The organism is Microbacterium sp. NPDC060132, assembly GCF_042729675.1.
In the GTDB taxonomy this organism is placed as follows: domain Bacteria; phylum Actinomycetota; class Actinomycetes; order Actinomycetales; family Microbacteriaceae; genus Microbacterium; species Microbacterium sufflavum.
Map to the genome: position 1 here is coordinate 1,640,383 of NZ_JBHWXU010000001.1, position 26,529 is coordinate 1,666,911.

At 72.6% G+C, this 26,529-nt stretch carries 17 protein-coding genes; 16 read left to right on the forward strand and 1 reads right to left on the reverse strand.

The window, feature by feature from the left end; translation table 11 throughout:
* Positions 1 to 20 precede the first annotated feature (20 nt).
* From ACFWCH_RS08065 to ACFWCH_RS08135, 15 genes are all read left to right on the forward strand, one after another.
* Positions 21 to 1,067 (forward strand): NAD(P)-dependent alcohol dehydrogenase, encoded by a 1,047-nt coding sequence (locus ACFWCH_RS08065; protein WP_136030092.1) that lies wholly within the window; start codon positions 21 to 23, stop codon positions 1,065 to 1,067.
* Between the two features lie 128 nt (positions 1,068 to 1,195).
* Positions 1,196 to 1,765, forward strand: a complete 570-nt coding sequence (locus tag ACFWCH_RS08070; RefSeq protein ID WP_136030094.1) for a DNA-3-methyladenine glycosylase I — start codon at positions 1,196 to 1,198, stop codon at positions 1,763 to 1,765.
* Positions 1,766 to 1,910: 145 nt separating this feature from the next.
* Positions 1,911 to 7,961: an Ig-like domain-containing protein gene (locus ACFWCH_RS08075; RefSeq protein WP_378803315.1), complete on the forward strand. Its 6,051-nt coding sequence runs from the start codon at positions 1,911 to 1,913 to the stop codon at positions 7,959 to 7,961.
* Positions 7,962 to 7,998: 37 nt separating this feature from the next.
* Positions 7,999 to 8,970 carry an AAA family ATPase gene (locus ACFWCH_RS08080; RefSeq protein ID WP_378803316.1) on the forward strand — a complete coding sequence of 324 codons (972 nt, stop codon included), beginning with the start codon at positions 7,999 to 8,001 and terminating at the stop codon, positions 8,968 to 8,970.
* Positions 8,970 to 10,232 (forward strand): DUF58 domain-containing protein, encoded by a 1,263-nt coding sequence (locus ACFWCH_RS08085; protein ID WP_378803317.1) that lies wholly within the window; start codon positions 8,970 to 8,972, stop codon positions 10,230 to 10,232. The genes ACFWCH_RS08080 and ACFWCH_RS08085 overlap by 1 nt, the downstream gene beginning before the upstream one ends.
* Complete coding sequence (locus tag ACFWCH_RS08090) at positions 10,229 to 12,640, forward strand: transglutaminaseTgpA domain-containing protein (RefSeq protein ID WP_378803318.1); 2,412 nt, start codon at positions 10,229 to 10,231, stop codon at positions 12,638 to 12,640. The genes ACFWCH_RS08085 and ACFWCH_RS08090 overlap by 4 nt, the downstream gene beginning before the upstream one ends.
* Entirely contained in the window at positions 12,637 to 14,016 is a 1,380-nt protein-coding gene (locus ACFWCH_RS08095; RefSeq protein WP_378803319.1) for an RDD family protein, read from the forward strand. The genes ACFWCH_RS08090 and ACFWCH_RS08095 overlap by 4 nt, the downstream gene beginning before the upstream one ends.
* A complete protein-coding gene (locus tag ACFWCH_RS08100; RefSeq protein ID WP_136031075.1) occupies positions 14,013 to 14,831 on the forward strand; it encodes a PP2C family serine/threonine-protein phosphatase in 819 nt (272 codons plus the stop codon). Before ACFWCH_RS08095 ends, ACFWCH_RS08100 begins: the two co-directional genes overlap by 4 nt.
* The gene (locus ACFWCH_RS08105) at positions 14,831 to 16,252 is read left to right on the forward strand and encodes an FHA domain-containing protein (protein WP_378803320.1); all 1,422 of its coding nucleotides are present in this window, start codon (positions 14,831 to 14,833) and stop codon (positions 16,250 to 16,252) included. Before ACFWCH_RS08100 ends, ACFWCH_RS08105 begins: the two co-directional genes overlap by 1 nt.
* Positions 16,249 to 17,964 (forward strand): serine/threonine-protein kinase, encoded by a 1,716-nt coding sequence (locus tag ACFWCH_RS08110; RefSeq protein WP_378803321.1) that lies wholly within the window; start codon positions 16,249 to 16,251, stop codon positions 17,962 to 17,964. The genes ACFWCH_RS08105 and ACFWCH_RS08110 overlap by 4 nt, the downstream gene beginning before the upstream one ends.
* A 5-nt stretch (positions 17,965 to 17,969) precedes the next feature.
* Positions 17,970 to 18,686 (forward strand): hypothetical protein, encoded by a 717-nt coding sequence (locus ACFWCH_RS08115; RefSeq protein ID WP_372490605.1) that lies wholly within the window; start codon positions 17,970 to 17,972, stop codon positions 18,684 to 18,686.
* Positions 18,683 to 23,155, forward strand: coding sequence for an FtsK/SpoIIIE domain-containing protein (locus ACFWCH_RS08120; RefSeq protein ID WP_378803322.1), 4,473 nt, complete (start codon positions 18,683 to 18,685; stop codon positions 23,153 to 23,155). The genes ACFWCH_RS08115 and ACFWCH_RS08120 overlap by 4 nt, the downstream gene beginning before the upstream one ends.
* A gap of 104 nt (positions 23,156 to 23,259) precedes the next feature.
* A complete protein-coding gene (locus ACFWCH_RS08125; RefSeq protein WP_136037096.1) occupies positions 23,260 to 24,225 on the forward strand; it encodes an intradiol ring-cleavage dioxygenase in 966 nt (321 codons plus the stop codon).
* Between the two features lie 98 nt (positions 24,226 to 24,323).
* A complete protein-coding gene (locus tag ACFWCH_RS08130; RefSeq protein ID WP_017204355.1) occupies positions 24,324 to 24,620 on the forward strand; it encodes a WXG100 family type VII secretion target in 297 nt (98 codons plus the stop codon).
* Between the two features lie 239 nt (positions 24,621 to 24,859).
* Positions 24,860 to 25,252 carry a hypothetical protein gene (locus ACFWCH_RS08135; RefSeq protein ID WP_136037097.1) on the forward strand — a complete coding sequence of 131 codons (393 nt, stop codon included), beginning with the start codon at positions 24,860 to 24,862 and terminating at the stop codon, positions 25,250 to 25,252.
* Positions 25,253 to 25,368: 116 nt separating this feature from the next.
* Here ACFWCH_RS08135 and ACFWCH_RS08140 read toward each other — a convergent pair whose 3' ends face one another.
* Positions 25,369 to 25,845, reverse strand: coding sequence for a recombinase family protein (locus ACFWCH_RS08140; protein WP_136029314.1), 477 nt, complete (start codon positions 25,843 to 25,845; stop codon positions 25,369 to 25,371).
* A gap of 113 nt (positions 25,846 to 25,958) precedes the next feature.
* Here ACFWCH_RS08140 and ACFWCH_RS08145 point away from each other — a divergent pair, with 113 nt between their 5' ends.
* Positions 25,959 to 26,525 carry a hypothetical protein gene (locus ACFWCH_RS08145; RefSeq protein ID WP_136029316.1) on the forward strand — a complete coding sequence of 189 codons (567 nt, stop codon included), beginning with the start codon at positions 25,959 to 25,961 and terminating at the stop codon, positions 26,523 to 26,525.
* Positions 26,526 to 26,529 lie beyond the last annotated feature (4 nt).

The window sequence follows — 26,529 nt, forward strand, 5'->3', positions numbered from 1 at the left end:
GTACCGACCAGAGGAGCACCATGTCGTCCGTCATCGCCTACGCCGCCCCCGCCGAGGCCGCCCCGCTCGAGAAGACCGTGATCGAGCGCCGGGAGCTGGGGCCGCACGACATCCTCATCGACATCGCGTTCGCGGGCATCTGCCACTCCGACATCCACACCGTGCGCGGCGACTGGGGCCCGCAGCAGTACCCGCTGGCACCGGGTCACGAGATCACCGGCACGGTCGCGGCGGTGGGCTCCGAGGTCACGCGTCACGCCGTGGGCGACCGCGTGGGCGTGGGGTGCCTGGTGAACTCCTGCGGCGAGTGCCGGCAGTGCCGCCGCGGCGAGGAGCAGTACTGCGAGAACGGCGCCATCGGCACCTACGGCGCGGTGGACCGCGACGGCACGATCACCCAGGGCGGCTACGCGCAGCAGGTCGTGGTGACCGAGGGATTCGTGCTGCGCATCCCCGACGCGCTGCCGCTCGACGCCGCGGCCCCGCTGCTGTGCGCGGGCATCACCACGTATTCGCCGCTGCGGCACTGGAAGGTCGGCCCCGGCACGCGCGTGGCAGTGGTGGGCATGGGCGGACTCGGGCACATGGGAGTGCAGATCGCGCACGCGCTGGGTGCCGAGGTGACCGTGCTGTCGCAGACCCTGTCGAAGCAGGACGACGGCCTGCGGCTCGGCGCCGACCGCTACTTCGCCACAAGCGACCGCGAGACGTTCCGCGAGCTGCGCGGGTCGTTCGACGTGATCCTCAACACCGTGAGCGCCGCGATCGACCTGCGCTCCTACCTGGGGCTGCTCGACGTGGATGGCACGCTGGTGTGCGTGGGTGCGCCGCCGGAGGCCCTGTCGGTGAACGCGGGCTCGCTCATCGCGGGGCGTCGCTCGATCGCCGGGTCGAACATCGGCGGCATCAGGGAGACGCAGGAGATGCTCGACTTCTGCGCCGAGCACGGCATCACCGCGCAGATCGAGGTCATCCCCGCGTCGGCGATCAACGAGGCGTACGAGCGCGTGCTCGCCTCCGACGTCCGCTACCGCTTCGTGATCGACGCCGCCACCTTCGCCGCCTGACCGCCATCCGATCCCGCGCGACAGCTCCGTGCGGGATCGGAACCGCGCCGCGGCGGGGTCGGAGAGGCCCGCTTCCGATCCCGCATCCGGCGTGCGGGCGTGTCGGCGGTCGCCGGTAGCGTCGAGTCATGACCTCTCTCCTGATCGGCCCCGACCTCCGCGCGCGCTGCGCGTGGGTGGGCGACGACCCCGAGTACCGCCGCTACCACGACGAGGAGTGGGGCACCGCGCTGCACGGCGACCGGGCGCTGTTCGAGAAGATGGCGCTGGAGGGGTTCCAGGCCGGACTCTCCTGGATCACGATCCTGCGCAAGCGTCCGCGGTTCCGCGAGGTGTTCGCGGGGTTCGAGCCGGAGGCGGTCGCCGCGTTCGACGAGTCCGATGTCGAGCGGCTGATGGGCGACGCCGGCATCATCCGCAACCGCGCCAAGATCGAGGCCACGATCGGCAATGCGCGCCTCGTCCGTGCGATGGCGGAGGGGGAGCTCGACGCGCTCATGTGGTCGTTCGCCCCGCCGGCGACCGGCGCCCGGCCGAGCTCGTTCGCCGAGGTCCCGGCGGTGACGCCGGAGTCGACCGCGCTGAGCAAGGAGCTGCGGCGCCGGGGCTTCCGGTTCGTCGGACCGACCACGATGTACGCCCTGATGCAGTCCGCCGGGATGGTCGACGACCACATCGCGGGGTGCTGGCGGGCGTAGCTCCGACCGAGTGGGGAGATCTCCCCATCGAGCGATATTCTGCGACGTGGTTAGGATGTAGCAGTGTTCCGTGGGCCGTCGTGCCGCGGTGGAGTCAGTGTGAGACGACCCTGGGGGGGAACCGGGTATGAAGGCGTTGTCGTGGATGCGCGCGCGACCCAAGACGCTGGCGTCCGCCGCCGGGGTCACGGTGGGTGTGATCGCCCTCACCACGATGGCCTTCACGTATGAGGGCTTCCCCACCACCAAGGTCGACCTGAACGACGGCGGCGTCTGGATCACCAAGACCTCGAGCCTGCTCGTCGGGCACTTCAACCACGAGTCCACGATCCTCGACGGCGGGCTGCGCACCACCAGCGAGGACTACGACATCCTGCAGGACGCCGCGAACGTGCTGGTCGTCGACGAGAGCGCGTCCACCGTGACCGCGGTCGACCCGGCGCGCGTCTCTCTCGGCGACTCCGCGCTCATCCCCTCCACCGCGAAGGTCGCGCTCGGCGCGAACACCGCGGCGATCCTCGACCAGGACTCGGGCGACCTGTGGGTCGTGCCGGTCCGGGGCATCAACGCGTTCGAGATCGAGGCCGCGGAGCCCGTGGTCGAGCTCGGCGACGACTCCGACGTGACGGTCGCCCAGGACGGCACCGTGTTCGGGCTGTCGGGCGAGCGCGGCGAGGTCGTCACGGTCCCGGTCGACCCCGAGGGCGCGCCGCTCGACCCGTCCGCCGCGTCGGTGGGCGAGCTCGACCTGTCCGAGCGTCCGTCGATCACCGCGGTCGGCCGCACGCCGGTCGTGCTCGATGCGGCCGCCGGCGTCGTGACGAGCCCGGGCGGCTTCCGCACCGAGGTTCCGGGCGCCGCCGACGCCGTGCTGCAGCACGCCTCCGCCGAGACCGACGCGGTCGCCCTCGCCACGCCCTCCGCGCTGGTGCGCGTGCCGTTCGACGGCGGAGAGCCCGAGGAGACCTCGGCGGGAGCCGACGGCACGGCCGCGGCCCCCGTGTGGCTCCGCGGCTGCACGTATGGCGCGTGGGCGGGCTCGGCCACGTTCATCCGCGAGTGCCCGGGCGATGGCAACGACGTCAACGCCCCCATCGACGGCGCGGAGGACTCGTCGAGCCTCACGTTCCGCGTCAACCGCGACGTGATCATCCTCAACGACGCGGTCGGCGGCGCCGCCTGGCTCGCGAACGAGAGCCTGCAGCGCGTCGACAACTGGAACGACCTGACCCCGCCCGAGGGCGAGACCGAGAACCAGGACGACTCCACGGAGGAGACGGTCGAGACCACGCTGCCCGAGCGCAGCGAGGAGAACACCCCGCCCATCGCGGAAGACGACTCCTACGGCGTGCGACCCGGCGCGACCACGCTGCTGCCGGTGCTCGACAACGACAACGACCCCGACGGCGACGTGCTGGTCGCCGCGCTGGCCGAGGCGCAGCCGGGCATCGGCACGGTGCAGCCCATCAACAACGGCGGGGCGCTGCAGATCGCGGTCGACGAGAAGGCGTCGGGCACGGCCAGCTTCACGTACGAGGTCGACGACGGCCGCAAGGGCAAGGACACCGCGGTCGTCACCCTGACCGTGCGCGACTGGAGCGAGAACGCCGCGCCGGAGCCCAAGCGGAAGACCTCGCTGGCGGTGGAGACCGGCGGCACGATCTCGTACAACATCCTCCCCGACTGGATCGACCCCGACGGCGACGACATCTACCTCAAGGAGGTCATCCCCGCGCCGGGCGACGAGGTCGACTTCAGCCGCGACGGGCAGATGACGTACAAGGCGACCGCGAGCCTGCAGGGCCGCAAGGACGTAATGGTGACGGTCGCCGATGCGACCGGCGAGTCCACGTCCGCCACGATCGCGCTCGACGTGCGCCCGCAGGGCTCGACCAACCCGAAGACCAACGCCGACCACGTGGTGACCCGCGCGGGGGAGCAGATCACGGTCGCCCCGCTCACGAACGACACCAGCACGAGCCGGGAGCAGCTGCGCCTGAGCCGTGTGCTCGACACCGCGGGCGCCACGATCCAGCCCGACTTCCCCAACAAGACCTTCACGTTCCTGGCCCAGAACCCGGGCGTCTACTACGTGCAGTACCAGGTGACGACGGGGCCGAAGAACGGCGAGGGGCTCGTGCGCGTTGACGTGATGCCCGAGTCCGAGACCGACCTGCCGCCGGTCGCCGTGCGCGACGTGGCACTGCTGCCCACCGGCGGCGACGTGCTGCTGGGCGTGCTCAACAACGACACCGACCCCGCCGGCGGCATCCTCGTGGTGCAGTCCGTGTCGATGGACCCCAGCACGGGCATCTCGGTGTCGGTGCTGAACCACGAGACCCTGCGCATCACCGACCAGGGCGCGCTCGACGAGCCGGTGCGCATCGGCTACCGCATCTCGAACGGCTCGAAGTCGGCCGACGGCGAGGTCGTGGTCATCCCGATCCCCGCACCCGACGAGATCCTGCCCCCGATCGCCAACCCCGACACGGCGACCGTGCGCGCGGGCGACGTCGTGACGATCCCCGTGCTCGACAACGACTCCCACCCGAGCGACGACGTGATGCACGTCGAGCCGGAGCTGGTCGAGACGGTCGACCCGGAGGACGGCGAGGCCTTCGTGTCGCAGGACGAGGTGCGCTTCAAGGCGGGCACCGAGCCGAAGACCGTCTACCTCACGTACGAGGTGGCCGACTCGCGTCAGCAGAAGGCCGCCGGCTACGTCACGATCCAGATCCTCCCGGTGGACGTGGAGAAGAACGCCGCCCCGCGTCCGCAGGACCTCACGGCCCGTGCGCTCGCCGGCAGCGAGGTGAACATCGCGGTGCCGCTCGACGGCATCGACGCCGACGGCGACTCGGTCGAGCTGCTGGGCATCGATTCGAGCCCGCGCAAGGGCCGCATCACGACCGTCGGACCCAACTACTTCACCTACGAGGCCGGCTCCGAGTCGTCGGGGGTGGACACGTTCACCTACCGGGTGCGCGACCGCCTGGGCAAGGAGGGCGTCGCGACGATCCGCGTGGGCGTCGCTCCGGCCGAGCAGATCAACCAGCCCCCGTACGCCGTGAAGGACGCCGTGGTCGTGCGGCCCGGCCGCGAGATCGCCGTCCCGGTGCTCGCCAACGACTCCGACCCCGAGGGCGACAAGGTCTCGCTCGTGAAGGACGGGCTCGAGGTGCCGGAGGGCCTGGAGGGCCGCGTCTCGGGCGACCGCGTGATCGTGAAGGTGCCCGACCGCGAGATGGAGACGTCGCTGCAGTACACGGTGAGCGACGCCCGGGGTGCCACGGCCACCGCGACCCTGCAGATCACGGTCGACGAGGACGTGCCGCTGCAGGCGCCCGTCGCCCGCGACGACCGGCTCCAGCCGTCTGACCTGAAGGACGGCGGGCTCTCGGCCGACCTCGAGATCCTCAAGAACGACGAGGACCCGGACGGCACCAAGGACCGGCTCGACGTGGAGGTGGGCGCGGGCGGCACGCTGCTGGAGAACGGCAAGGTGCGCGTCACCGTCACCGACGAGCTGCAGCTGATCCGCTACACCCTCACCGACCCGGACGGCCTCCAGGCGTCCGCGTTCATCTTCGTGCCGTCGCGCGACGGCCTGCGCCCGACCCTCACCTCCACCAAGCCGGTCGAGGTCGTCAGCGGCGAGACCAAGGACCTGCCCCTGTCGGAGTACGTCACGGTCGCGGGCGGCGGCGACGTGCGCATCACCGAGAAGGCGAAGATCAGCGCCAACAACGCGGACGGCTCGGATCTGCTCAAGGACGCGAGCACCCTGGTCTACACCTCGGCGCCCGGCTACTTCGGCCCCGACGCGCTCACGTTCGAGGTGACCGACGGCGACGGACCGGACGACCCCGAGGGGCGCAAGGCCACGCTGAGCATCCCGATCAACGTGCTGCCGCCGGAGAACCAGCAGCCCACGTTCATCGGCGGTCAGGTCAACGTCGCCCCGGGTGAGGACGCGACCCCGCTCGACCTCGCCGCCCTCACCGACGACCCCGACCCGGAGGATGAGGGCAAGCACGAGTACTCCCTCGTCGGCGGAGACGGCAAGGGCATCTCGGCGCGCATCGACGGCGACCGGCTGCTGGTCGAGGCGTCGTCGAACGCCAAGAAGGGCACCAGCGCCTCGCTCACGATCCGCGTGTCCGACGGCGAGACCGAGCCGATCGAGGGCACCGTGACCGCGACCGTCACGGCCTCCACACGGGCGATGCCCGCCGCCAACACCGACACGATCTCCGAGGCCGACGCCGGGAAGACCATCACGGTGCCGGCACTCGCGAACGACTTCAACCCGTTCCCGGAGACCCCGCTGAAGATCGTCGGCGCGGTGACCGAGTCGGGTCGCGGCGAGGCCTCGTTCACCGAGGACGAGGTGCGCGTGACCCCGGCCGAGGGCTTCGTCGGCACGCTGGTGGTGCGCTACCGCGTGCAGGACGCGACGGAAGACGTGGACCGCGAGGTGAACGGACAGATCGTGGTCACGGTGCAGGACGTGCCGGCGGCCCCGGGCACCCCGGTCGTGACGAGCGTGCAGGACCGCACCGTGGTGGTGTCGTACTCGGCCCCGTCGAACAACGGCGCCGAGATCACGAAGTACACCGTGAAATCGGTCGGCGGCGGCGCGTACTCGAAGGAGTGCGCCTCCACCACCTGCACGCTGGACGGCCTGACCAACAACGTCGAGTACACGTTCCAGGTGACCGCGACGAACCGCGTCGGCGAGTCCGAGCCGTCGGGCGTCTCCGAGGTCGCGCGTCCCGACGCCCGGCCGGACACCCCGAACCCGCCGACCCTCGACTTCGGCGACAAGTCGCTCAAGGTCGCGTGGACGACGCCGACGACCCCCGGCTCTCCCGTCGAGCGGTACACGCTCGAGATCTCCCCCGCGCCGCCCTCCGGCATCACGCAGAAGGAGGCCACGGGCAACTCGCTCACGTGGGAGGGGCTGGAGAACGGCTCGAACTACCAGGTGCGCGTGCAGGCGCACAACCGCGCCCCCGACCCGTCGAGCTGGAGCGGCTGGTCGGCCTCCGAGATCCCCGCGGGACCCCCGCTCGCGGCCGGCGCTCCGTCCACGAAGGAGCTCGAGCCGGTGTCGGGCCAGGCGCAAATGCTCGTGAGCTGGGACCCGCCGGACAAGAACGGCGACGCGATCCGCGGGTACGAGCTCCAGGTGATCTCCGGCGGCCAGACGGTCCGCACCCTCACGCCGGGCGCGCAGGCGAACAGCCAGGCCGTGACCGTGCCGACGTCGGAGTCCGCGTACACGTACCGCATCCGCGCCTACAACAAGGCCGGCTGGGGCGAGTGGAGTGCGCCGTCGGCCCCGCGCCGCGGTGTGATCGCGCCCGGAGCGCCGACCAGCCTGACGGTCACCGCGGAGCTGGACAGGGCGCTCGACATCTCCTACCGCCAGGGCTCGCGCAACGGCGCCAAGGAGAGCGAGGTCACGTACCAGTACCGGCTCAACGGCGGCAACTGGAACACCCTCTCCGGCACCCGCATCGGCGGTCTCACGAACGGCCAGAACTACCGCATCGAGGTGCGGGCGGTCGCGACCGTCGACGGCGTCACGTACGCCGGGGCCGTGTCGAACTCCGCGACAGGGAACCCGTACGGTGCACCGCGCCAACCCGCCGTGGACGCCATCGGTGGCGCGACCCAGGTGGAGCTGCGGTGGAACGCCAGCGGCTCCCCGAACGGCCGCGACATCAAGGTCGTGCAGATCAGCATCGACGGCGGCGGCTGGGAGAACGTCGGCATCTCCGGTTCGCGCACGGTCGGCAACGGCTACAACCAGGGCCACAGCATCCGCGTGCGTGCGCAGGACGCCGCGGGGCAGTGGACGCCCGAGAACTCGGCATCGGCGAGCTCCGGCCCGCCGCCCGCGCCGCGCGCCTGGGTCAGCCGAGGCACCGCCGGCTACTGGCCGGGGCAGTGCACCGACGGCACGTGCGCCAAGTTCGTCGTCAACACCCAGAACTTCCCGGCCGGCACCTACCAGGTGTGGTGCAACAGCAACGCGCCCACCGCGGGACCGCGGTTCGCCGGCGGCAGCAGCTGGTACATCCCCGCCAACGGCGCGGTCGAGCTCGGCTGCTTCCACGGTGCGGGCGGCCGCGGCTACGAGGTGTGGGTCACGATCGGCGGCACCGACTACGAACGACGCCCCTGGTAGCGGGCACCCCTTCCCCCGAGAGAGCACAGGACAACCCATGACAATGACCCCCGAGCAGGCCGCCTGGTTCCACGGCACCTTCACGCGCCTGGTGGAGAACGTCGACAAGGCGGTGCAGGGCAAGCGCGAGATCGTCGGGCTCGTTCTCGCCTCGATGCTGGCCGAGGGCCACGTGCTGCTGGAGGATGCCCCCGGCACCGGCAAGACGAGCCTCGCGAAGGCGCTCGCCGCGACCGTGCAGGGCACCAGTGCGCGCATCCAGTTCACGCCCGACCTGCTGCCCTCCGACGTGACCGGTGTGACGATCTACGACCAGCAGTCGCACCGCTTCGAGTTCCACAAGGGCCCGATCTTCGCGTCGATCGTGCTCGCCGACGAGATCAACCGCGCCTCGCCGAAGACGCAGTCCGCGCTGCTGGAGGTCATGGAGGAGTCGCGGGTCACGGTCGACGGCGTGACGCACGAGACGGGCCGCCCGTTCCTCGTGATCGCCACGCAGAACCCGGTCGAGCAGGCGGGAACGTACAAGCTGCCGGAGGCGCAGCTCGACCGCTTCCTGATCAAGACCTCGATCGGATACCCCGACCTCGCGGTGACCGAGAGCATCCTCGCCGGGGCGTCGGACCGCAACCCGTCGGCCGGGCTGTCGGCCATCATCACCACGAGCGCCGTGGCCGACATGGCCGACCTGGCCGCGACCGTGCACGTCGAGCCCGCGGTGCTGCGCTACGTGGCCGAGCTCGCCGAGGCCACCCGTGCCGACGGCGCGATCCGGCTCGGCGTCTCGGTGCGCGGTGCGATCGCCATGGTCCGCATCGCCAAGGTGTGGGCGGCGTCGCAGGGCCGCCACTACGTGCTGCCCGACGACATCAAGGCGCTCGCCCGCCCCGTGTGGCAGCACCGTCTGCTGCTCGACGCCGAGGCCGAGTTCGCCGGCACCAGCAGCGACACCGTGATCGCCCGCGTGCTCGACGGCGTCGCAGCCCCCCAGGCCCGAGCGGCGGCCTGATGACGGCGGAGGCTCTGCAGGCGCCGCCCGCGCCGGCCGACCGCGACGCCGGCTGGCGGGACATCGCGGCGGTCCTCGGCGCGCGCGCCCTGTCGCGCCTCCGCCTCATGGCCGCGGCCGTGCGCCCTCTCGCGTGGGTGCTGATGGGCCTCGCCGTCGGGTTCTGGATCCTCGGGCAGGTCGCGGGGTGGGCGGAGTTCACGATCGCCGCGATCGTGATCGCGATGGCCGTCGCCGTGTGCGCGCTGTTCCTGATCGGTCGCACGGCCTACGACGTCTCGCTCGACCTCGCCCGCACCCGCGTCGTGGTGGGGGAGCGGGCCGTGGGCGCCCTCACGCTCGCGAACCGGGGCTCGCGGGCCATCCTCCCGTCGCGCGTGGTGCTGCCCGTCGGCTCCGGCCGCGGCGAGTTCGGCATCCAGCGCCTCGCGCCGGGCGAGGAGGCGGAGGAGCTGTTCGCGATCCCCACGCACAAGCGCGGCGTGGTGAAGGTCGGGCCGGTGAGCGTGGTGCGCGGCGACCCGCTCGGCCTGTTCGAGCGTGCGCACCGCCGCGACGAGCCGGTCGACCTGTTCGTGCACCCCCGCACGGTGCTGTTCGACGGGCAGTCGCTCGGCTACCTGCGCGACCTGGAGGGCCTGCCCGCCGCCGACCTGTCGCGCGACGACGTGTCGTTCCACGCGCTGCTGGAGTATCAGCCGGGCGACGACCTGCGCCACGTGCACTGGCGCTCCACGGCCCGTACCGGCACCATGATGGTGCGCCAGTACGAGGAGACGCGCCGCTCGCACTTCGTGATCGGGCTGTCGCGCTCGACGGCGGAGTACGCGACCGACGACGACTTCGAGCTGGCGATCTCGGCGGCGGGATCGATCGGCCTGCGGGCGCTGCGCGACTCGCAGCGCGTCGACATGCGCGTGCAGGGGCGCGAGCTCCCCTCCGGCACCGGCAAGCAGCTGCTCGACTCGCTCTCGGCCGTCGAGGGCAGCAAGCCCAAGGAGGGCGGCATCGCCGAGCTCGCGGGGGTGGTCGCCGCGACCATGCCGCTCGCGAGCGTGGTGGTGCTCGTGTGCGGGTCGCGCGTGCGCGCGGACGACCTGCGGCTCGCCTGCTCGCGCCTGCCGTTCGGCGCCCGTGTGCTCGCCGTCGTCGCCGACACCTCGGTGGACACCCCGGCGCTGCGCCGCACCGGCGACGCCGACGTGGTGACGGTCGGCGCGCTGGCACAGATCCCCCTCGCCCTGCAGAAGGTGCTCGCATGACCGCGCCCGCCACCGCCGCCCCCGCCCCGGTCGCGCTGCCGCTGCGCCGCTGGATCCTCGACCTCGGGGCGACCGCGCTGCTGGTGCTCACGGCGCTCGTCGGCTTCTGGCCCACGTTCGCCGGGCCCTCGTTCCTGCCCGCCGTGGTCGGCGGGGTCGTGCTGGGCCTCGCGATCGCGGCCGTGTCGGCGTGGCGCCGCTGGGGCATCCTGATCGTCGCGGGCCTCACGGTCGCGGCGTACTTCGTGTTCGGCGGGGCCCTCGCGCTTCCGCACACGGCACTGCTCGGGGTGGTGCCGTCGCTGGAGACGCTGCAGAAGCTCGCGCTCGGCACCGTCACGTCGTGGAAGCAGCTGCTCACCACGGTCGCCCCGGTCGCGGCCGCCGACGGCCACCTCGTGGCACCGTTCCTGCTGGCGCTGGTGACCACGACCCTCACGGCCTCGCTCGCGCTGCGGCTGCGGTCGGTCGCGTGGGCGCTGATCCCGGCCGGCGTGCTGCTGATGCTGGTGATCGCGCTCGGCACGCCCGAACCGGCGTTCCCGCTCGTGCAGGGCCTGGTGTTCGCGCTGGTCAGCATGGCCTGGCTGGCGCTGCGGCAGCTGTGGGCGCCGCAGAACATGGCCGTGTCGGTGAGCGAGGTCGACCCCGCCCGTGCCGCGCACATGCGGATGCGGCGGCTGCTGGCCGGTGTCGCCGTGCTCGCGGTGGCCGGCGGGGCGGGCGTGGCCACGAGCGCCCTCGCCGCGCCCGCGCAGCCGCGGCACGTGTTCCGCGACGTGATCATCCCGCCGTTCGACATCCGCGACTACCCCAGCCCGCTACAGGCGTTCCGCAAGAACGTGCGCGACGAGGCCGACGAGACGCTGTTCACGGTGCAGGGGCTGCCCAAGGGCGCCCGCATCCGCACGGCCGTGATGGACCAGTTCGACGGCATGGTCTACAACGTCACCGATGGCGGGCCCACGTCGTCGAGCGCCTTCGCCCCGCTGCGCTCGGCGATGGCGCCCGAGGCGGAGGGCATCCCGGTGACGCTCAAGATCGCGATCGACGGCTACCGCGGGGTGTGGATGCCCACGGCCGGGCAGCTCGACGAGATCCGGTTCGACGGCGACCGCGCGGAGGACCTGCGCCGCGGCACCTACGTCAACACCTCGACCGGGACCGCGGTCGCCACCCCGACGCTGGAGAAGGGCGACGAGTACGCCGTCGACGCCGTGATCCCGACGCAGCCCGACGACGAGCAGCTCGCCGAGGTGCCGTTCGGTCGCGTGACCATGCCGAAGCCCAGCAACGTGCCCGAGGAGCTCACCGCGCTCGCGGCCGAGACCGTGTCGGGGGCGGAGAGCCCGATCGAGCAGGTGCGGGCGCTGGAGAACTTCCTCTCCGAGGGCGGGTTCTTCAGCCACGGCCTGGAGGGCGAGGTGCTGTCGCGCGCCGGTCACACGGCCGAGCGCATCTCGACCCTCATCGGCGGCGAGCAGATGATCGGCAACGACGAGCAGTACGCGGTGGCGATGGCGCTGCTGGCCGGACAGCTCGACATCCCGGCGCGCGTCGTGATGGGGTACTACCCCGACGAGGAGCAGGCGGGCGAGGCGGTGTTCGAGGCGACCGGCGACACCGTGCACGCCTGGGTCGAGGTGAACTTCGACGGGATCGGGTGGGTGACGTTCAACCCCACGCCGCCCGAGGACCAGGTGCCGAACGACCAGAACACCAAGCCGCGCGTCGACCCGAAGCCGCAGGTGCTGCAGCCGCCGCCCCCGCCGCAGGAGCCGGTCGACCTGCCGCCGACCCTGCCGGACGACCGCGAGTCGGAGGACGAGAGCCTCAACCTCGCGGGCATCATCGGCGCGATCCTGCTGATCGGCGGGATCTCGCTGGCCGTGATCGCGCTGCTCATGTCGCCGTTCATCGTGATCGGGGCGTGGAAGGCCGCGAGGCGCCGGGCGCGGCGATCGGCCGCGCGCACCGCCGACCGCATCAGCGGCGGGTGGGATGAGCTCACCGACCGCGCGGTCGACTACGGTGCGCGGCTCGCCCCGGGCGGCACCCGCGGCGAGGAGGCGGCCGTGGTCGCGTCGACGCTGACGGTGCCGCAGGTCACGACCCTCGCCGAGCGCGCCGACGCCGAGGTGTTCGGGCCGACGGAGCCGACGGCGCAGGACGTGGACGCCTTCTGGAGCGAGGTCGACGAGATCGTCGGCGGCCTCGGCGAGCAGGCCGGGTTCTGGAAGCGCGTCAAGGCGCGGCTGAGCCTGCGCTCGCTGCTCGGCGGCACCGCGGTGTCGCAGGGCTTCCAGAGCCTGAAGGAGGCGGCGGCCGCGCGCGTGCGCCGCGAACCTGGCACCATCAAGAGCAACGACGAGACGCCCCCGCCGTCGACCGAGAGTGAGACCCCATGACGCCGCCCGCGCTCACCCAGATCGCGCCGATCTCCCGCCGGGTGATCGCCTACGTCATCGACGCCGCGATCGCGGCCGGCCTCGGCATCCTGCTCGGCGGCGGTCTGCTGGTGGCCACCTCGCTGTCGGGCGGCCTGGAGGCCTCGCTCCTGACGCTGCTGATCGGTGGGCCGATCGTGAGCCTCGTGCTGCTGGCGTGGTTCGTCGTCTACACCGCGATGCAGGCCGGAAAGGGCTCGATCGGCATGCGCGCGCAGGGTCTGCGCCTGGCCACCGCGGCGGACGGTGCCCCGCTGGGCTTCGGTCGTGCCCTGCTGCGCAACATCGTCTTCGGTCTGGCCGGTGCGATCGTGGTGGGCTACTTCAGTCCGCTGTTCGACGGCTCCGGACGCTTCCAGGGCTGGCATGACAAGGCCGTCGGGTCGCTGATGCTCGACGCGCGGGTCGCGGCACCCGAGCCCGAGCCGGAGCCGGAGCCCGTGGTCGAGGCCCCGCCGCTGCTGCCCGCCCCGTCGTTCGAGCGGCTGCCCCCGGCACCCATGCCCGGGTTCGCGCCCGCCGGTGCCCCCGCAGCACCCGAGCCCGCGGTGTCGGCGGTTTCGGCCGTGGAGCCGGTGACGCCCGCGGCACCCGCGCCCGCTCTTCCCGCGCAGGACTCCGGGATGATCGCGTACGTCCCCGGCATCACGCAGGACTCCCGCCCCGCGCGGCCTGCGGCACCGGCGGCTGCGGCTCCTGCGGCTCCTGCGGCTCCGGCTCCTGCGGCGCCTACGGCTACCGCGGCGGCTCCGGCTCCCGCGGACTCGGCTGCGCCCGCGGCGGCGACTCCGGCGGCGGCTCCCGCCCCGGCTGCCCCACCCGCTCCGGTCACGCCGGCAACCGGCACCCCGACCCCACCCGCCCCCGCATCCGCGCCCGCCGCATCCGCGCCCGCCGCCCCCGCATCCGCGCCCGCCGCATCCGCGCCCGCCGCGCCTGCCCCCGCCGCGCCTGCCCCCGCCGTCGTCGCGCCCGCGACCGACGACCTGGAGGAGACGCGCATCAGCATCCCCGGGCACCGGCTGGTCTTCACGTGGGACGACGGCACCCGCGTCCCGGTCTCGCGGCGCACGGTGTTCGGCCGCAACCCCGCGGTCGAGGAGGGCGCGGTGATCGTGCCCGTGCGCGACGAGACGCTGTCGCTGTCGAAGACGCACTTCGAGGCCGCGTCCGAGGCATCGGGTGGCTGGGTGCTCGACCGGCACTCCACGAACGGCCTCACGATCGTGCGCGACGGTCAGCGCATCGCGTGCCCGGCCGGCCAGCGCGTGCCGATCCGGCTCGGCGACGTGATCGAGATCGGCGACCGCGTGGTGATGGTCGGAGGTTACGCATGACCGCCCCGCTCGTGGTGTCCACGGGGGCTGCGACCCACTCGGGTCTGCGCCGCCCGCTCAACGAAGACGCCTACATGGCCAGCTCCCCCCTGTTCCTGGTCGCCGACGGCATGGGCGGCCACGAGGCGGGGGAGCGCGCGAGCGCCGCGGTGATCGACGAGTTCGCGCGCTTCATCGGTCGCACCGACCTGGAGCTCGACGACCTGCTCGAGGCGCTGGCGCGGGCGCGCACCGCCGTCGAGGAGCTGTCCACGACCGGCAACGGCCGCGCGGGCACCACTCTCAGCGGCGTGGTCGTCGCCTCGGTCGAGGGCATGGGCTACTGGCTCACGGTCAACATCGGCGACTCGCGCACCTACCGCTTCGCGGACGGCGAGCTGGAGCAGATCAGCGTCGACCACTCGGTGGTGCAGGAGCTCATCGAGTCGGGCGAGCTGACGATCGAAGAGGCCGCGCACGACCGCCGCCGCAACATCATCACGCGCGCGATCGGCGCGAGCAGCACGGGCGACGCGGACTACTGGCTGTTCCCGGCCGAGCTCGGCGACCGCATGCTCATCTGCTCCGACGGGCTCACGACCGAGGTGCCCGACGCCCGCATCACCCAGATCCTCGGCGCGGAGCCTGATCCGCAGCGCGCCGCCGACCTCCTGGTCGACGAGGCCGTGCAGGCCGGTGGCCGGGACAACATCACCGTGGTCGTCGTCGACGCGGTGTCGGTCGCGTCGCGACCGGGCACGCTGCTGCTGTCCGACGACACCGACATCGACGCCGACACGCGCCCGCGCGAGGCCGCAGCAGGAGGGGTTCGCTGATGCAGACGATCTACCGACCGGGACCGTGGTACCTGATCGTGATCCCCGGCGCCCTGGTGGCGCTGCCGCCCGACGTGCCCGGCGCGACCGTGACGACGCTCTGGGAGCGCCTGCCCGCGGAGCGCAGCCTCGCCACGGTCATCGACGTGCTCACGACGCAGGCCGGCGGCTCGTTCTCCGCGATGCCGCCGTTCGTCGCGGCGGTGCTGGAGGGGGCGGACGCCCGCGTGGCCGTGCGCGGAGCCCTCACCGTGCGCGTGACCGGCGCGGACAGCGAGACCGCGTCGTTCTCCGGCGCCGACGTGACCACGTGGAGCGAGCGGTTCGTCCCCGGTGCGTCGGCGGTCGAGATCACGGTGGACGACGACGACGCCGGCACCGCCCTGCCCGTGCACACCGGGATCGTCCTGGCCGCCGCGGTCAGCGCCGAGCTGGAGCCGGCCGACGCCGAGGCCCTCGGGGGCTCCGCGGGTCCGGCACCCGTGCTCGCCGAGGCGCCGCGCCCCGCCGCCTCCGCCGTACCGTCCGGCACCCCGGCCGCCCCGGCCGCCCCGGTCGCGGGCACCGCGGTGCCGCTCCCGCCGCCGCCGTCCGGCCTTCCGGTACCCGGGGGCTTCGCGTCGGAGGATGCCGCGGCCGACGCCGCTGCGGTGGCCGCCGCCGACGAGGGCCCCACCGCGGCCGACGAGCCGCAGGAGGCCGAGCAGCCACCCGCGACCGCAGACGACGCCGCGACCACCGACGACGCCGCGACCTCCGACGACGCAGCGACGACCGACGACGCCGGCCCCGCCGACGACGCGGCGCCCGATGCGACGCTCGTGCCCACCGAGGCCACGCTCGCGCCGCCCGTGGACGAGTTCGACCACCTGTGGGGCGCGACCGTGCACACGCCGATCGAGGCCGCCGCGGTGCGTCCGAGCGAGGAGCCCGAGTCCGCTCCGGCCCCGCCGCCCGCCGCGGGCGACCACGACGGCTCCACCATCTCCGCCGCCGAGCTGCGCGACCTGCGGCAGCAGCCCGCGGCGGCGCCCGACGCCCCCACCGAGGTCATCCCGGTCGCCGCGCCCGCCGCGGTGTCGACCGGACGCATCCGCGTCTCGACCGGACAGGTGGTCACGCTCGACCGCACGGTCATCATCGGCCGTCGCCCGCGCTCGACCAGGGCCAGCGGGGCGAACATGCCGCACCTGATCGCGGTCGAGAGCCCGCAGCAGGACATCTCGCGCAGCCACCTCGAGGTGCGTCCCGAGGGCGACACCGTGGTGGTCATCGACCTGCACACGACGAACGGCTCGACGCTGCTGCGCCCCGGTGCCGACCCGGTGCGGCTGCACCCCGGCGAGCAGACGCTCGTGCTGTCCGGCGACGTGGTGGACCTCGGTGACGGCGTGACCGTCGCGTTCGAGGACCTGCCGTGAGTCGTCGCCCCTCCCCGCCGCCCGCCCTGCCCGGCTTCACCTATGTGGAGCCGCTGGGCACGGGCGGCTTCGCCGACGTCTTCCTGTACGAGCAGGAGATGCCGCGGCGCCGGGTCGCGGTGAAGGTGCTGCTCGCCGACCGCATCTCCAGCGGAGCGGCGCAGGAGTTCGCCGACGAGGCGAACGTGATGGCGATGCTGTCCACGCACCCCGCGATCGTCACGATCTATCAGGCGGGTGTCGCGGGCGACGGGCGCCCGTACCTGGTGATGGAGTACTGCCCGCGGCCGAACCTGCAGCTGCGCTCGCGCAAGGAGCCGTTCTCGGTGGCTGAGGCGCTGCGTGTCGGCGTCCAGGTCGCGGGGGCCGTGGAGACCGCGCATCGTGCGGGCGTGCTGCACCGCGACATCAAGCCGGCGAACATCCTCGTCACGGAGTACAACCGTCCGGCGCTGACCGACTTCGGCATCGCGTCCACCACGGGCGCGACGGGCGAGGCGTCGGGCATGTCGATCCCGTGGTCGCCGCCGGAGTCGTTCGCCGAGCCGCCGCAGAGCGGTCCGCGCACCGACGTGTGGGCGCTGGGTGCCACGCTGTACACGCTGCTCGCGGGGCGTTCGCCGTTCGAGCGCCCGGGGGAGCGCAACTCCAGCGCCGACCTGATCGAGCGCATCGAACGGGCGGCGCTGCCCCCGCTCGGGCGTCCCGACTCGCCCGAGAGCCTGCAGCGGCTGCTCGAGCGGGCGATGGCCAAGAACCCCGACGACCGCTTCCCGAGCGCGGTCGCCTTCGCCCGGGCGCTGCAGAAGGTGCAGATCGAGCTGTCGCACTCGGTCACGCCGATCGACATCGTCGACGACCACCCGCCCGCGGAAGACCTGGAGGACGACAACGACGGCCTGACCCGGGTGCGGGAGATCGTCAGCATCGACCCCGGCATGTCCACCTCGACGCGGCCGTCGGCGGCCACGCAGCCCAAGGGTCCGTCGGTCGTGGTGCCCGACGCCCCGCGGTTCGACTCCCCGCCGCGGCCGGAGCCCGACGTGGAGCAGACGCAGCGTCGCGACACCGCCGCGACCTCCGCCGCTGCGACCGCCGCCGCCGGCACCCCCGCCGCCCCCGCCGCCGCGGCCTCCGCCCCCTCGAGCCCCGCCGCGCCCGGCCCCGACCGCGACGACCGCACGATCCTGCGTCCGCCGCAGGTCGTGCAGCCCGAGGCCCCCGCGCCCGTGCGCGCTCCCGAGCCGGCCGCTCCGGCCGTCCAGGCCCCGGCCGACGCGGAGCCGTCCGCCCCGCGGTCGCGCCGCGGGCTGTGGATCGGGCTCGCCGCGGCCGCGGTGGTCGTGGTCGTCGGCGGCATCGTGGGCCTCAACGTGCTGGTGTCCGGCCTCACGCCCGACCCGGCGCCGGAGAGCACCGAGTCCGCGGTCGACCCGCAGGACCCGGTGTCCGACGCGGTGCCCAAGGTCACCGAGCTCGCGGGCACCCGGGCCGGGGAGCAGGTCACGTTCACGTGGCAGAACCCCGACCCGCAGGAGGACGACAGCTTCATCTGGACCGAGACCGGCAGCGCGGCCGACGGAGCCGTGAAGCAGGTGGCGGAGCCGACCGTCACGTTCGCCCCGGCGTCGGCCGGCGAGGTGTGCATCGAGGTCATGCTGCGCCGCGGCGACGGCAGGGCGTCCGAGCCCGTGACGGGGTGCGTGGAGTGAGCGCCGTGGCGGGGGTCACGGTCGAGTTCGCGGGCGAGTACTACCCGATCGACCACGGGAACCGGTTCGTGGTCGGGCGCGAGGGCGACCTGGCCCTCGACGACAACCTGTTCCTGCACCGGCACTTCCTGGAGATCAGCGAGGGCGACGGCCTGTGGTGGCTGACGAACATCGGCACCCGCCTCACCGCCACCGTCACCGACTCGGCCGGCGGTGTGCAGGCGTGGCTCGCGCCGGGGGCGCGGCTGCCGCTCGTGTTCGAGACCACCACGGTGGTCTTCAGCGCGGGACCGACCACGTACGAGCTGGTGCTGCACGCCGCGGAGCCCGCGTTCCGTGCCACCAAGCGCGACTACGACGACGACGGCATGTCCACGATCGGCGACGTGCCGCTCACGCTGAGCCAGAAGCTGCTGATCCTGGCGCTCGCCGAGCCGCAGCTGCGTCGCGACGGCACGGGCATGAGCGAGATCCCGTCGTCGGCCAAGGCGGCCGAGCGGCTCGGGTGGACGGTCACGCGGTTCAACCGCAAGCTCGACAACGTGTGCGACAAGTTCGACCGCGTCGGCGTGCCCGGCATGCGCGGCGGTCAGCGCAGCTTCGCGACCAACCGCCGTGCGCGTCTGGTGGAGCACGTGATCGCGTCGCGTCTCGTCACGAAGGACGACCTCCCGCTGCTGGACGCCCCGCAGCCGAGCGAGGCAGAGGGAGACAACGAGTGAAGGTACGGCTGACCCTGCTGCGTCAGGGCGCGGCATCCAGCGACATCGAGGTCACGGCGGAGAGCACGGCGACGATCGGCGAGATCGCCGCGATGATCGTGCGCGCCGATCCGCTGGGCTCCTTCGCGCACGCCGACCCGGCCGCCGTGACCCTGGAGGCGTACAGCTCGGTGGTGTCGGGGGCGGGCGACCTGCTCGCGCCGGAGTCCACGTTCGCGCACGTCGGGCTGGCGCACGGCGCCACGGTCCGTGTGGTCCCCGCGTCGTACGAGCAGCGTCCTGTGGTCGGCCGCATGGAGGTCGGTGCGGGCCCGGGTGCGCGCTCGATCGCGCTGACCCGCGGCACGATCGTGCTCGGTCGCGACGAGTCGTGCGACGTGGTGATCGATGATCCGCTGGTGTCGAAGAAGCACGCGCGACTGGAGATCGGCGACCGCGTCGAGCTGATCGACCTGAACTCCGCGAACGGCATCCTCGTCGACGGCGCCTCGGTCGTGCGCCTGGTGGCGGCGGAGGGCGAGCTGTCGGTCGTGCTGGGCGACACCCCCGTGCGCGTCAAGGTCGAGGCGGGTGCCACGACGCCGTCGCCCGCGGAGGCCTCCATCCGCCAGGTCGAGTTCGTGCGCTCGCCGCGCGTCGAGGAGCGGTACCTGGGCGAGGAGCTCGACGGCACCGACCTCCCCGTGCCCGCCCGCAAGCAGCCGTTCCCGCTGCTGACGCTCGTCGCCCCGCTGCTCATGGGCGGCGCGATGTACGCGTTCACGCAGAACCTGCTGTCGATCATGTTCGTGGCGCTGTCGCCGCTGCTGATGATCGGCACGTGGCTCACCACGAAGAACCAGCAGAAGCGTGAGCTGGAAGAGGACAAGAAGCGCTTCGAGGAGCAGCTGGAGCGCCTGGACGCGCGGCTGCAGAGCGAGCGCGACCGGGAGATCGACGTGCGCCGCCGCGAGGTGCCGCTGCTGCGCGAGATCAGCGACGCCGCGCTCACCGCCGGTCCGCTGGTGTGGACGCGCCGCACCGAGCACTGGTCGTTCCTGCACGTGCGACTCGGGATCGGCGACACCGCCTCGCGCAGCTCGGTGAAGGACTCCAACGGCCGCGACCGCGCGATCCCGGAGTACGTCGACCGCCTGGACGCGGTCGTCGAGGCGACGAGGATCGTGCCGCAGGTGCCGATCCTGGAGGACCTGACCGACGTCGGCGCGCTCGGCATCGCGGGCCTCGGCGGCCGCTCGACCGGATACGCCAGGGCCCTGCTCGCGCAGCTCGCGGGGCTGCACGCACCCGCCGATGTCGGGGTGGTGGGCCTGTGGGGTCCGCGCTGGGGCGCTCAGCTGGCCGATGCGAAGTGGCTGCCGCACGCGTGGTCGGCGCAGGCCGTGCTGGGTGTGCAGCCGATCGGCGACGGTCCCACCTCCGCTGGGCAGATCGTCGCGCGCCTGGAGGAGCTGATCGCGCAGCGCTCGACCCGCAGCGGCGACGCGGTGGAGCTCGGGGCGCTGGAGGCCGAGAAGGCCGCGACGAACAGCGGCTCGAAGGTCGGCGAGGACTCCCGCAGCCGTCATGACGCGGTGCCCAAGCCCGCGATCGTCGTGCTGATCGCGCCGGACGCCCCGGTCGACCGCGGCCGCCTGATCCAGCTGTCCGAGCGTGCGGCCACCCGCGGCATCTTCCCGGTCTGGCTCACGGAGGACGCGGCCGCCCTGCCCGCGTCGTGCCGCACGTTCGTCGAGCTCGGGTCGACCGACAGCGCCCACTTCGTCCGGCTCGGCGAGGTGATCGACGACCTGTCCGTCGACGAGCTCACGCGGGAGCAGTTCGCGGTGTTCGCGCGCGCTCTGGCGCGGCTGACCGACGCGGGCGAGGTCGCCCTGGACCGCAGCGACGTGCCGCGCACGATCTCGATGCTGCACCTGCTCGGCCGGGACATGGCCACGCAGCCGGAGAGCGTGATCGACCGGTGGACGCAGAACGACTCGCTGCACTCCCGGCGCAAGGTCGGCTCCGCGCGCCGGTACCAGCCGAAGCTGCGCGCCCTGGTCGGCGCCGGAGCGGAGGGCGCCCTGCAGCTCGACCTCCGGCAGCAGGGCCCGCACGCGCTCGTGGGCGGGACCACCGGTTCCGGCAAGAGCGAGTTCCTGCAGGCGTGGGTGCTCGGCATGGCGACCGAGTACAGCCCGGAGCGCCTGACGTTCCTCTTCGTGGACTACAAGGGCGGCTCGGCGTTCGCGGATTGCGTGAGCCTGCCGCACTGCGTGGGCATCGTGACCGACCTGAACGAGCACCTGGTGCGCCGCGTGCTGGTCAGCCTCCGCGCCGAGCTGCACTACCGGGAGCACCTGTTCAACCGCAAGAAGGCGAAGGACATCCTGGAGCTGGAGCGCGCGGGCGACCCGCAGGCCCCGCCCGCCCTGGTGCTCGTGATCGACGAGTTCGCGGCGCTGGCGAAGGAGGTGCCGGAGTTCGTCGACGGCGTGATCGACATCGCCCAGCGCGGGCGCTCCCTCGGCATCCACCTCATCATGGCCACGCAGCGTCCGGCCGGTGTCATCAAGGACAACCTGCGGGCGAACACGAACCTCCGGGTCGCGCTGCGCATGGCCGACGAGACCGACAGCAACGACGTGATCGGCACGAAGGACGCGGCGCTGTTCGATCCGGGCACGCCCGGCCGCGGCATCGCGAAGACGGGTCCCGGTCGCATGACGCTGTTCCAGTCGGCGTACTCGGGCGGCTGGAGCCTGGGGGAGGACGACGGCACCGACGTCTCCATCGCCGCGTTCGGCTCGACGGACCAGGGCCCGTGGGAGCTGCCGATCGACGAGAACGCGGTGGTGGTCGACGACGACCTCGGCCCGAACGACCAGCAGCGTCTGGTGAGCACGATGGTGCTCGCGGCGCAGGCCGCGCAGGTCGCGCAGCCGCGGCGTCCGTGGCTCGACGAGCTGGCGCCGACGTTCGACCAGCTCAAGCTGCCGCAGCGCACCGATGCGGCCCTGCTGCTCGGCGTGATCGACGAGCCCGAGCGTCAGGAGCAGGTGCCGTTCCACTTCCTGCCCGACACCGAGGGCCACATGGTCATCTACGGCACCAGCGGCTCCGGCAAGTCCGCGGCCCTGCGGACGCTCGCGGTGTCGGCGGGCATCACGCCGCGCGGCGGACCCGTGCACGTGTACGGTCTCGACTTCGGCTCGGGCGCGCTGCGCATGCTGGAGCCCCTGCCCCACGTGGGTTCGGTCATCTCGGGCGACGACGCCGAGCGGGTCGCCCGGCTGTTCGCGACGCTGCGTCAGGAGCTCGACCGCCGCGGCGACGCGTATTCGGCGGTGGGCGCGGCGACCCTCACCGAGTACCGGCAGCTGTCGGGCAAGAGCGATGAGCCGCGCATCGTGGTGCTGATCGACGGGTTCGCGGCGTTCCGCAACGACTACGAGGCCGTGATCGGCCGCACCGACACGTACAACGCGCTGCAGGAGGTGCTGTCCGACGGCCGTGCGGTCGGCATCCACGTGGTGCTCTCGGCCGACCGGTTCCAGAGCATCCCGAGCGCGCTGAACGCGATGATCCAGCGCCGCGTGGTGCTGCGCATGGCCGACACCGACGCGTACAACATCCTCAACGTGCCCAAGGACGTGCTCACGCCGGAATCGGTGCCGGGGCGCGCGATCGTGGGCGAGAACGAGGCGCAGATCGCGATCATCGGCGGTACGCGCAGCATGAAGGAGCAGTCGCTGGCGATCGAGCGGATGGCCGCGTCGATGTCGCGCCGCGGCGTGCCCGACGCGCCGCCGGTGCGTGCGCTGCCGCTCAGCTACGGGCTGGAGGAGGTGCCGGCGACCGTCGGCGACCAGCTCGTGGTGGGTCTGGCGGACAGCGACCTCGGTCCGTTCGGCATCGAGCCGACCGGCACGTTCGTGATCGCCGGTCCGCCCGCGAGCGGCAAGAGCAACGCGCTGGCCGCGATCACGCAGCAGGTGCTGCGGGCGCGACCGGGCACGCCGACGCTGTTCCTCGGGTCGACCCGCTCCCCGGCGCGCCACGCGGTGTCGTGGACCGCGACGGCGGCGGACGGCATCAGCGGCACCGCGGCCGTGGCCGAGATCGTGGAGAAGGCCGAGCAGGGCCTGAAGCCGGTCGTGGCGGTGGAGGGCGTCGCGGAGTTCGCGTCGTCGCTGCTCGAGATGCCGCTGTCCGACCTGGTCAAGCGCGCGACGCGCGGCGAGCTGCTGCTGCTGTTCACGGGCGACACGAGCGAGTGGACCAGTAACTTCGGGCTGCTCGGCGAGATCAAGCAGGCGCGGCGCGGTGTGGTGCTTCAGCCGGAGACGATCGACGGCGAGCTCGTGCTCAAGGCGCCGCTGCCCCGCATCGGCCGCGGCGAGTTCCCGGTCGGCCGGGCGGTGCTGGCGCAGCGCGGCAAGATCGTGCGGGTGCAGTTCCCGCTCGTGATCCCCGAGACCGTCTGACCGGCGGCCCTTCGCCGCCCATACGAAAGCCATAGCCCCGCCAGAGGCTCCTGATCATCGGGGCGGGCACCATGGGGACTCCCGACGCCCCCGAAGGAGCCGCCATGAGCCCGAGTCCCGAACCCACGCCGACACCGCGGGGCCCCGCCTACGAGGGGCGACTGCTGCCGCGTACCGAGGAAGAGGTCGTCGATCAGGGGGCCGCGTTCGACCTGGGCACGCTGTTCAGCCGGCGCGGCGTGCTCGGGCTGGTGGGACTGGGGGCCGCGTCCGCCGCGCTCGCGGCCTGCGCGCCGCTGTCGTCCGGAGCCGGCACGACCGCCGCACCCACCGCCGACGCGGGGAGCGACGGCACCGCGACGACGGGCGTGGACGGCGAGATCCCCGACGAGACGGCCGGCCCCTATCCGGGCGACGGCTCGAACGGCCCCGACGTGCTGGAGGAGTCCGGGATCGTCCGGCGCGACATCCGCTCGAGCATCGACGGGGGCGCGACGGCCGAGGGGGTGCCGCTGACGTTCGAGCTCACGGTGCTCGACCTCGCGAACGGCGGGGTGCCCTTCGCCGGGGTCGCCGTGTACGCGTGGCACTGCACGGCGCAGGGGGAGTACTCGATGTACTCCTCGGGCCTGGAAGACGTGACCTACCTCCGCGGCGTGCAGGTCGCGGATGCGGACGGCCGTGTCTCCTTCACGTCGATCTTCCCCGGCTGCTACTCGGGACGGTGGCCGCACATCCATTTCGAGGTGTACCCCGACGTCTCCGCGATCACCGACTCGACGGCTGCCATCGCGACCTCGCAGCTGGCGCTGCCCGAAGCCGCGTGCACGGCCGTGTACGCGCTGCCGGCCTACGACGGCTCGGCCGGGAACCTCGCGCAGACCTCGCTCGACGCCGACATGGTGTTCGGCGATGACGGCGGTGCGCTGCAGCTCGCGAGCATCGCCGGCGACACCGGCACCGGTTACCGCGCATCGCTCATGGTGGGCGTCGACACCACGACGACGCCGAGCGCCGGCGGCGCCCCGCAGGGTGGTCCCGGCGCGGGTGGGCGACCGCCGGGGAGCTGATGGGGACTTCTCCCCATTTGCGTGGCGGGTGCCCTTCGTTACTCTCGAAGAACAAGAACACCTCCGGCACCGGCCGGGGCGACCGGAAGGTAACACCAATGACGAACCTCAAAGTCAGCTACGCCGACATGAAGGACGCTGCTGGCCGTCTCCGCACGGGCCAGCAGGACATCGAGACCCAGCTCAAGAACCTGCGCGCCTACGTGTCGCAGCTCGTCTCGGGCGGCTTCGTGACCACGTCCGCCTCGGGTGCGTTCGACGCCTCGTACGCGCAGTTCAACCAGGGTGCCACCGCGACCATCGCGGGCATCGAGGGCATGGCCCGCTTCCTCGACGTGGCGGCCCAGTCGCTGCAGTCGACCGACGAGCAGCTCGCGGCGCAGATCCGCCAGTAACGCCTCAGCGAGAAGAGGGGATGCCGATCCGGCATCCCCTCTTCTGCGTCTCCGGGCGCTGTCCCCGACCCCGCACGAGGACGGATGCGGCACGCTCCGCGTCACCCGCGTCGGCATATTGCCATGCGCATGACCCGTGCATACCGTGACTTCCGAAACACGCTGACGGGGGGCTGGCGTTTCGGAAAGCATCATCGTTTCGAGGCTTCATCCTGCCCGCAGCGGGAAAGGAAGAGATCATGGAGACGACGATGAAGAGCAACGACAAGGGACGGCGGTTCGCGCGCTGGGGAAAGCTGGCGGTGGCGTCGGGAGCCGTCGCGGTCGCCTGCGGGATCGCGTTCGCGGCTCCCGCCTCGGCCGATGACGGCTACGGAGGCTACGACTTCGGCTCCGGCAACACGTACAGCTGGGGCCAGGGGTACGACGGCGGCTACGGCTACGGCAGCTCCTACGGCGACGGGTGGGGTCAGCCCAACGGATCGTCGAACTGGTGGGCGTCGAACGACGTCGTGCAGAACGTGCTGCAGGGCAACTCCTGGGCCGGAGCGCCCAGCGTGCAGAACTCGGGATACTCGCCGCAGCAGGTCTCCTCGTGGGGCAACAGCCTGTTCTCGTCGTGGTGGCGCTGAACGCTCGTCGCGTTTCGGTCGCGCAGCGGTGAGCACGAGTTCCTGACCGCGTCGGCGGCCCGCACCGCGCAGAGTTCGACCCCTGGACGTCCGGACGTCCAGGGGTCGAGGTCTGCTCAGCGGAGGGCCGCGGCCGCGTCGGCCAGATGCCGGGCGTTGTGGTTGAGCACCTTCACGATGATGCCGTGGCGGCGCAGCTCGGCGACCGTGCGGGCGCCCTCCTCGCTGTCGCGGCCGAGCGCGGCGATCGTCGCGACGACCAGCACGTCACCGGCGTGCAGGGTGCCGATGAGACGGGCGATCCGGTCGCTCCAGCTCTCCAGGATGTCCGGGGCCGGATGGCGGAAGCCCTCGATGGGCACGCCGAAGCGGGTGAGGTCGGCGCGCTGCTCCACGACCGAGGGCATGTCGTCGCGGGAGACGACGAGGCCGACCAGGCGGGAGCCATCGGGCCGGGCGAGCCAGAAGTTGCGGTTCGCCTGCAGCTCGGTGAAGCACTTGGGGCACTCGGCGGCCGCGTGCGGCAGATGCAGCGGGCTCGTCAGGGCCTCGTCGACGGATGCCGCCGTCGTGGGTTCGATCGTCTCGCTCATCGCGCACCTCCGTCCTCCATTGTGCCCTGTCCGCGACCCGATCTGTGCCCTGCGGGCGCCCGCCGGGCGTCCGGTTTTGCACCCGTGGCGGGAGCCCGACCAGAATAGGGGTCATGCGTCGCCTCACCGCTGTCCTTCTCGCGTCCGCCTCGCTCCTCCTGCTGGCCGGATGCGCCCCATCGGAGGACGAGCGGCGCGGCGACCTCGCGGCCGAACTGGAGGGCATCGACGGCGTGGACACCGCGCGCGTGGACAGCGTCGAGGTCGTGGTCGCGACCGAACCGGGGCTGTCCGAGGACGACTCCGCGGAGGTGCTGCAGGGCGTGCGCGATCTCGTGCTCGCGCAGGACGACGCCGAGGACTACACCTCCGTCGCCGTCTGGTTCTACGGACAGGGTGAGAGCTCGTGGACCGGTGACTGGGGCCTCGGCGCGATCGCCGCGGACGGGTTCGACCAGCAGGCGGCGTTCCTCGCGTCCCTCGCCGGCTGGGACGGCGTCACCGCCGCCGATGCTCCCGTGAGCAGCGTCGAGCTGAAGGTGACGCGGAACGACGACCAGGTCGTGGAGCTCACGGCGAGCGCCGAGTCGGCGGGTGTCGCGGACGAGTGGAAGACCGGACTGCAGGAGCTGTGGACCTCCAGCGGCGGTGACGCGGATCAGGCGATCCGCTGGCGCTGAGCGA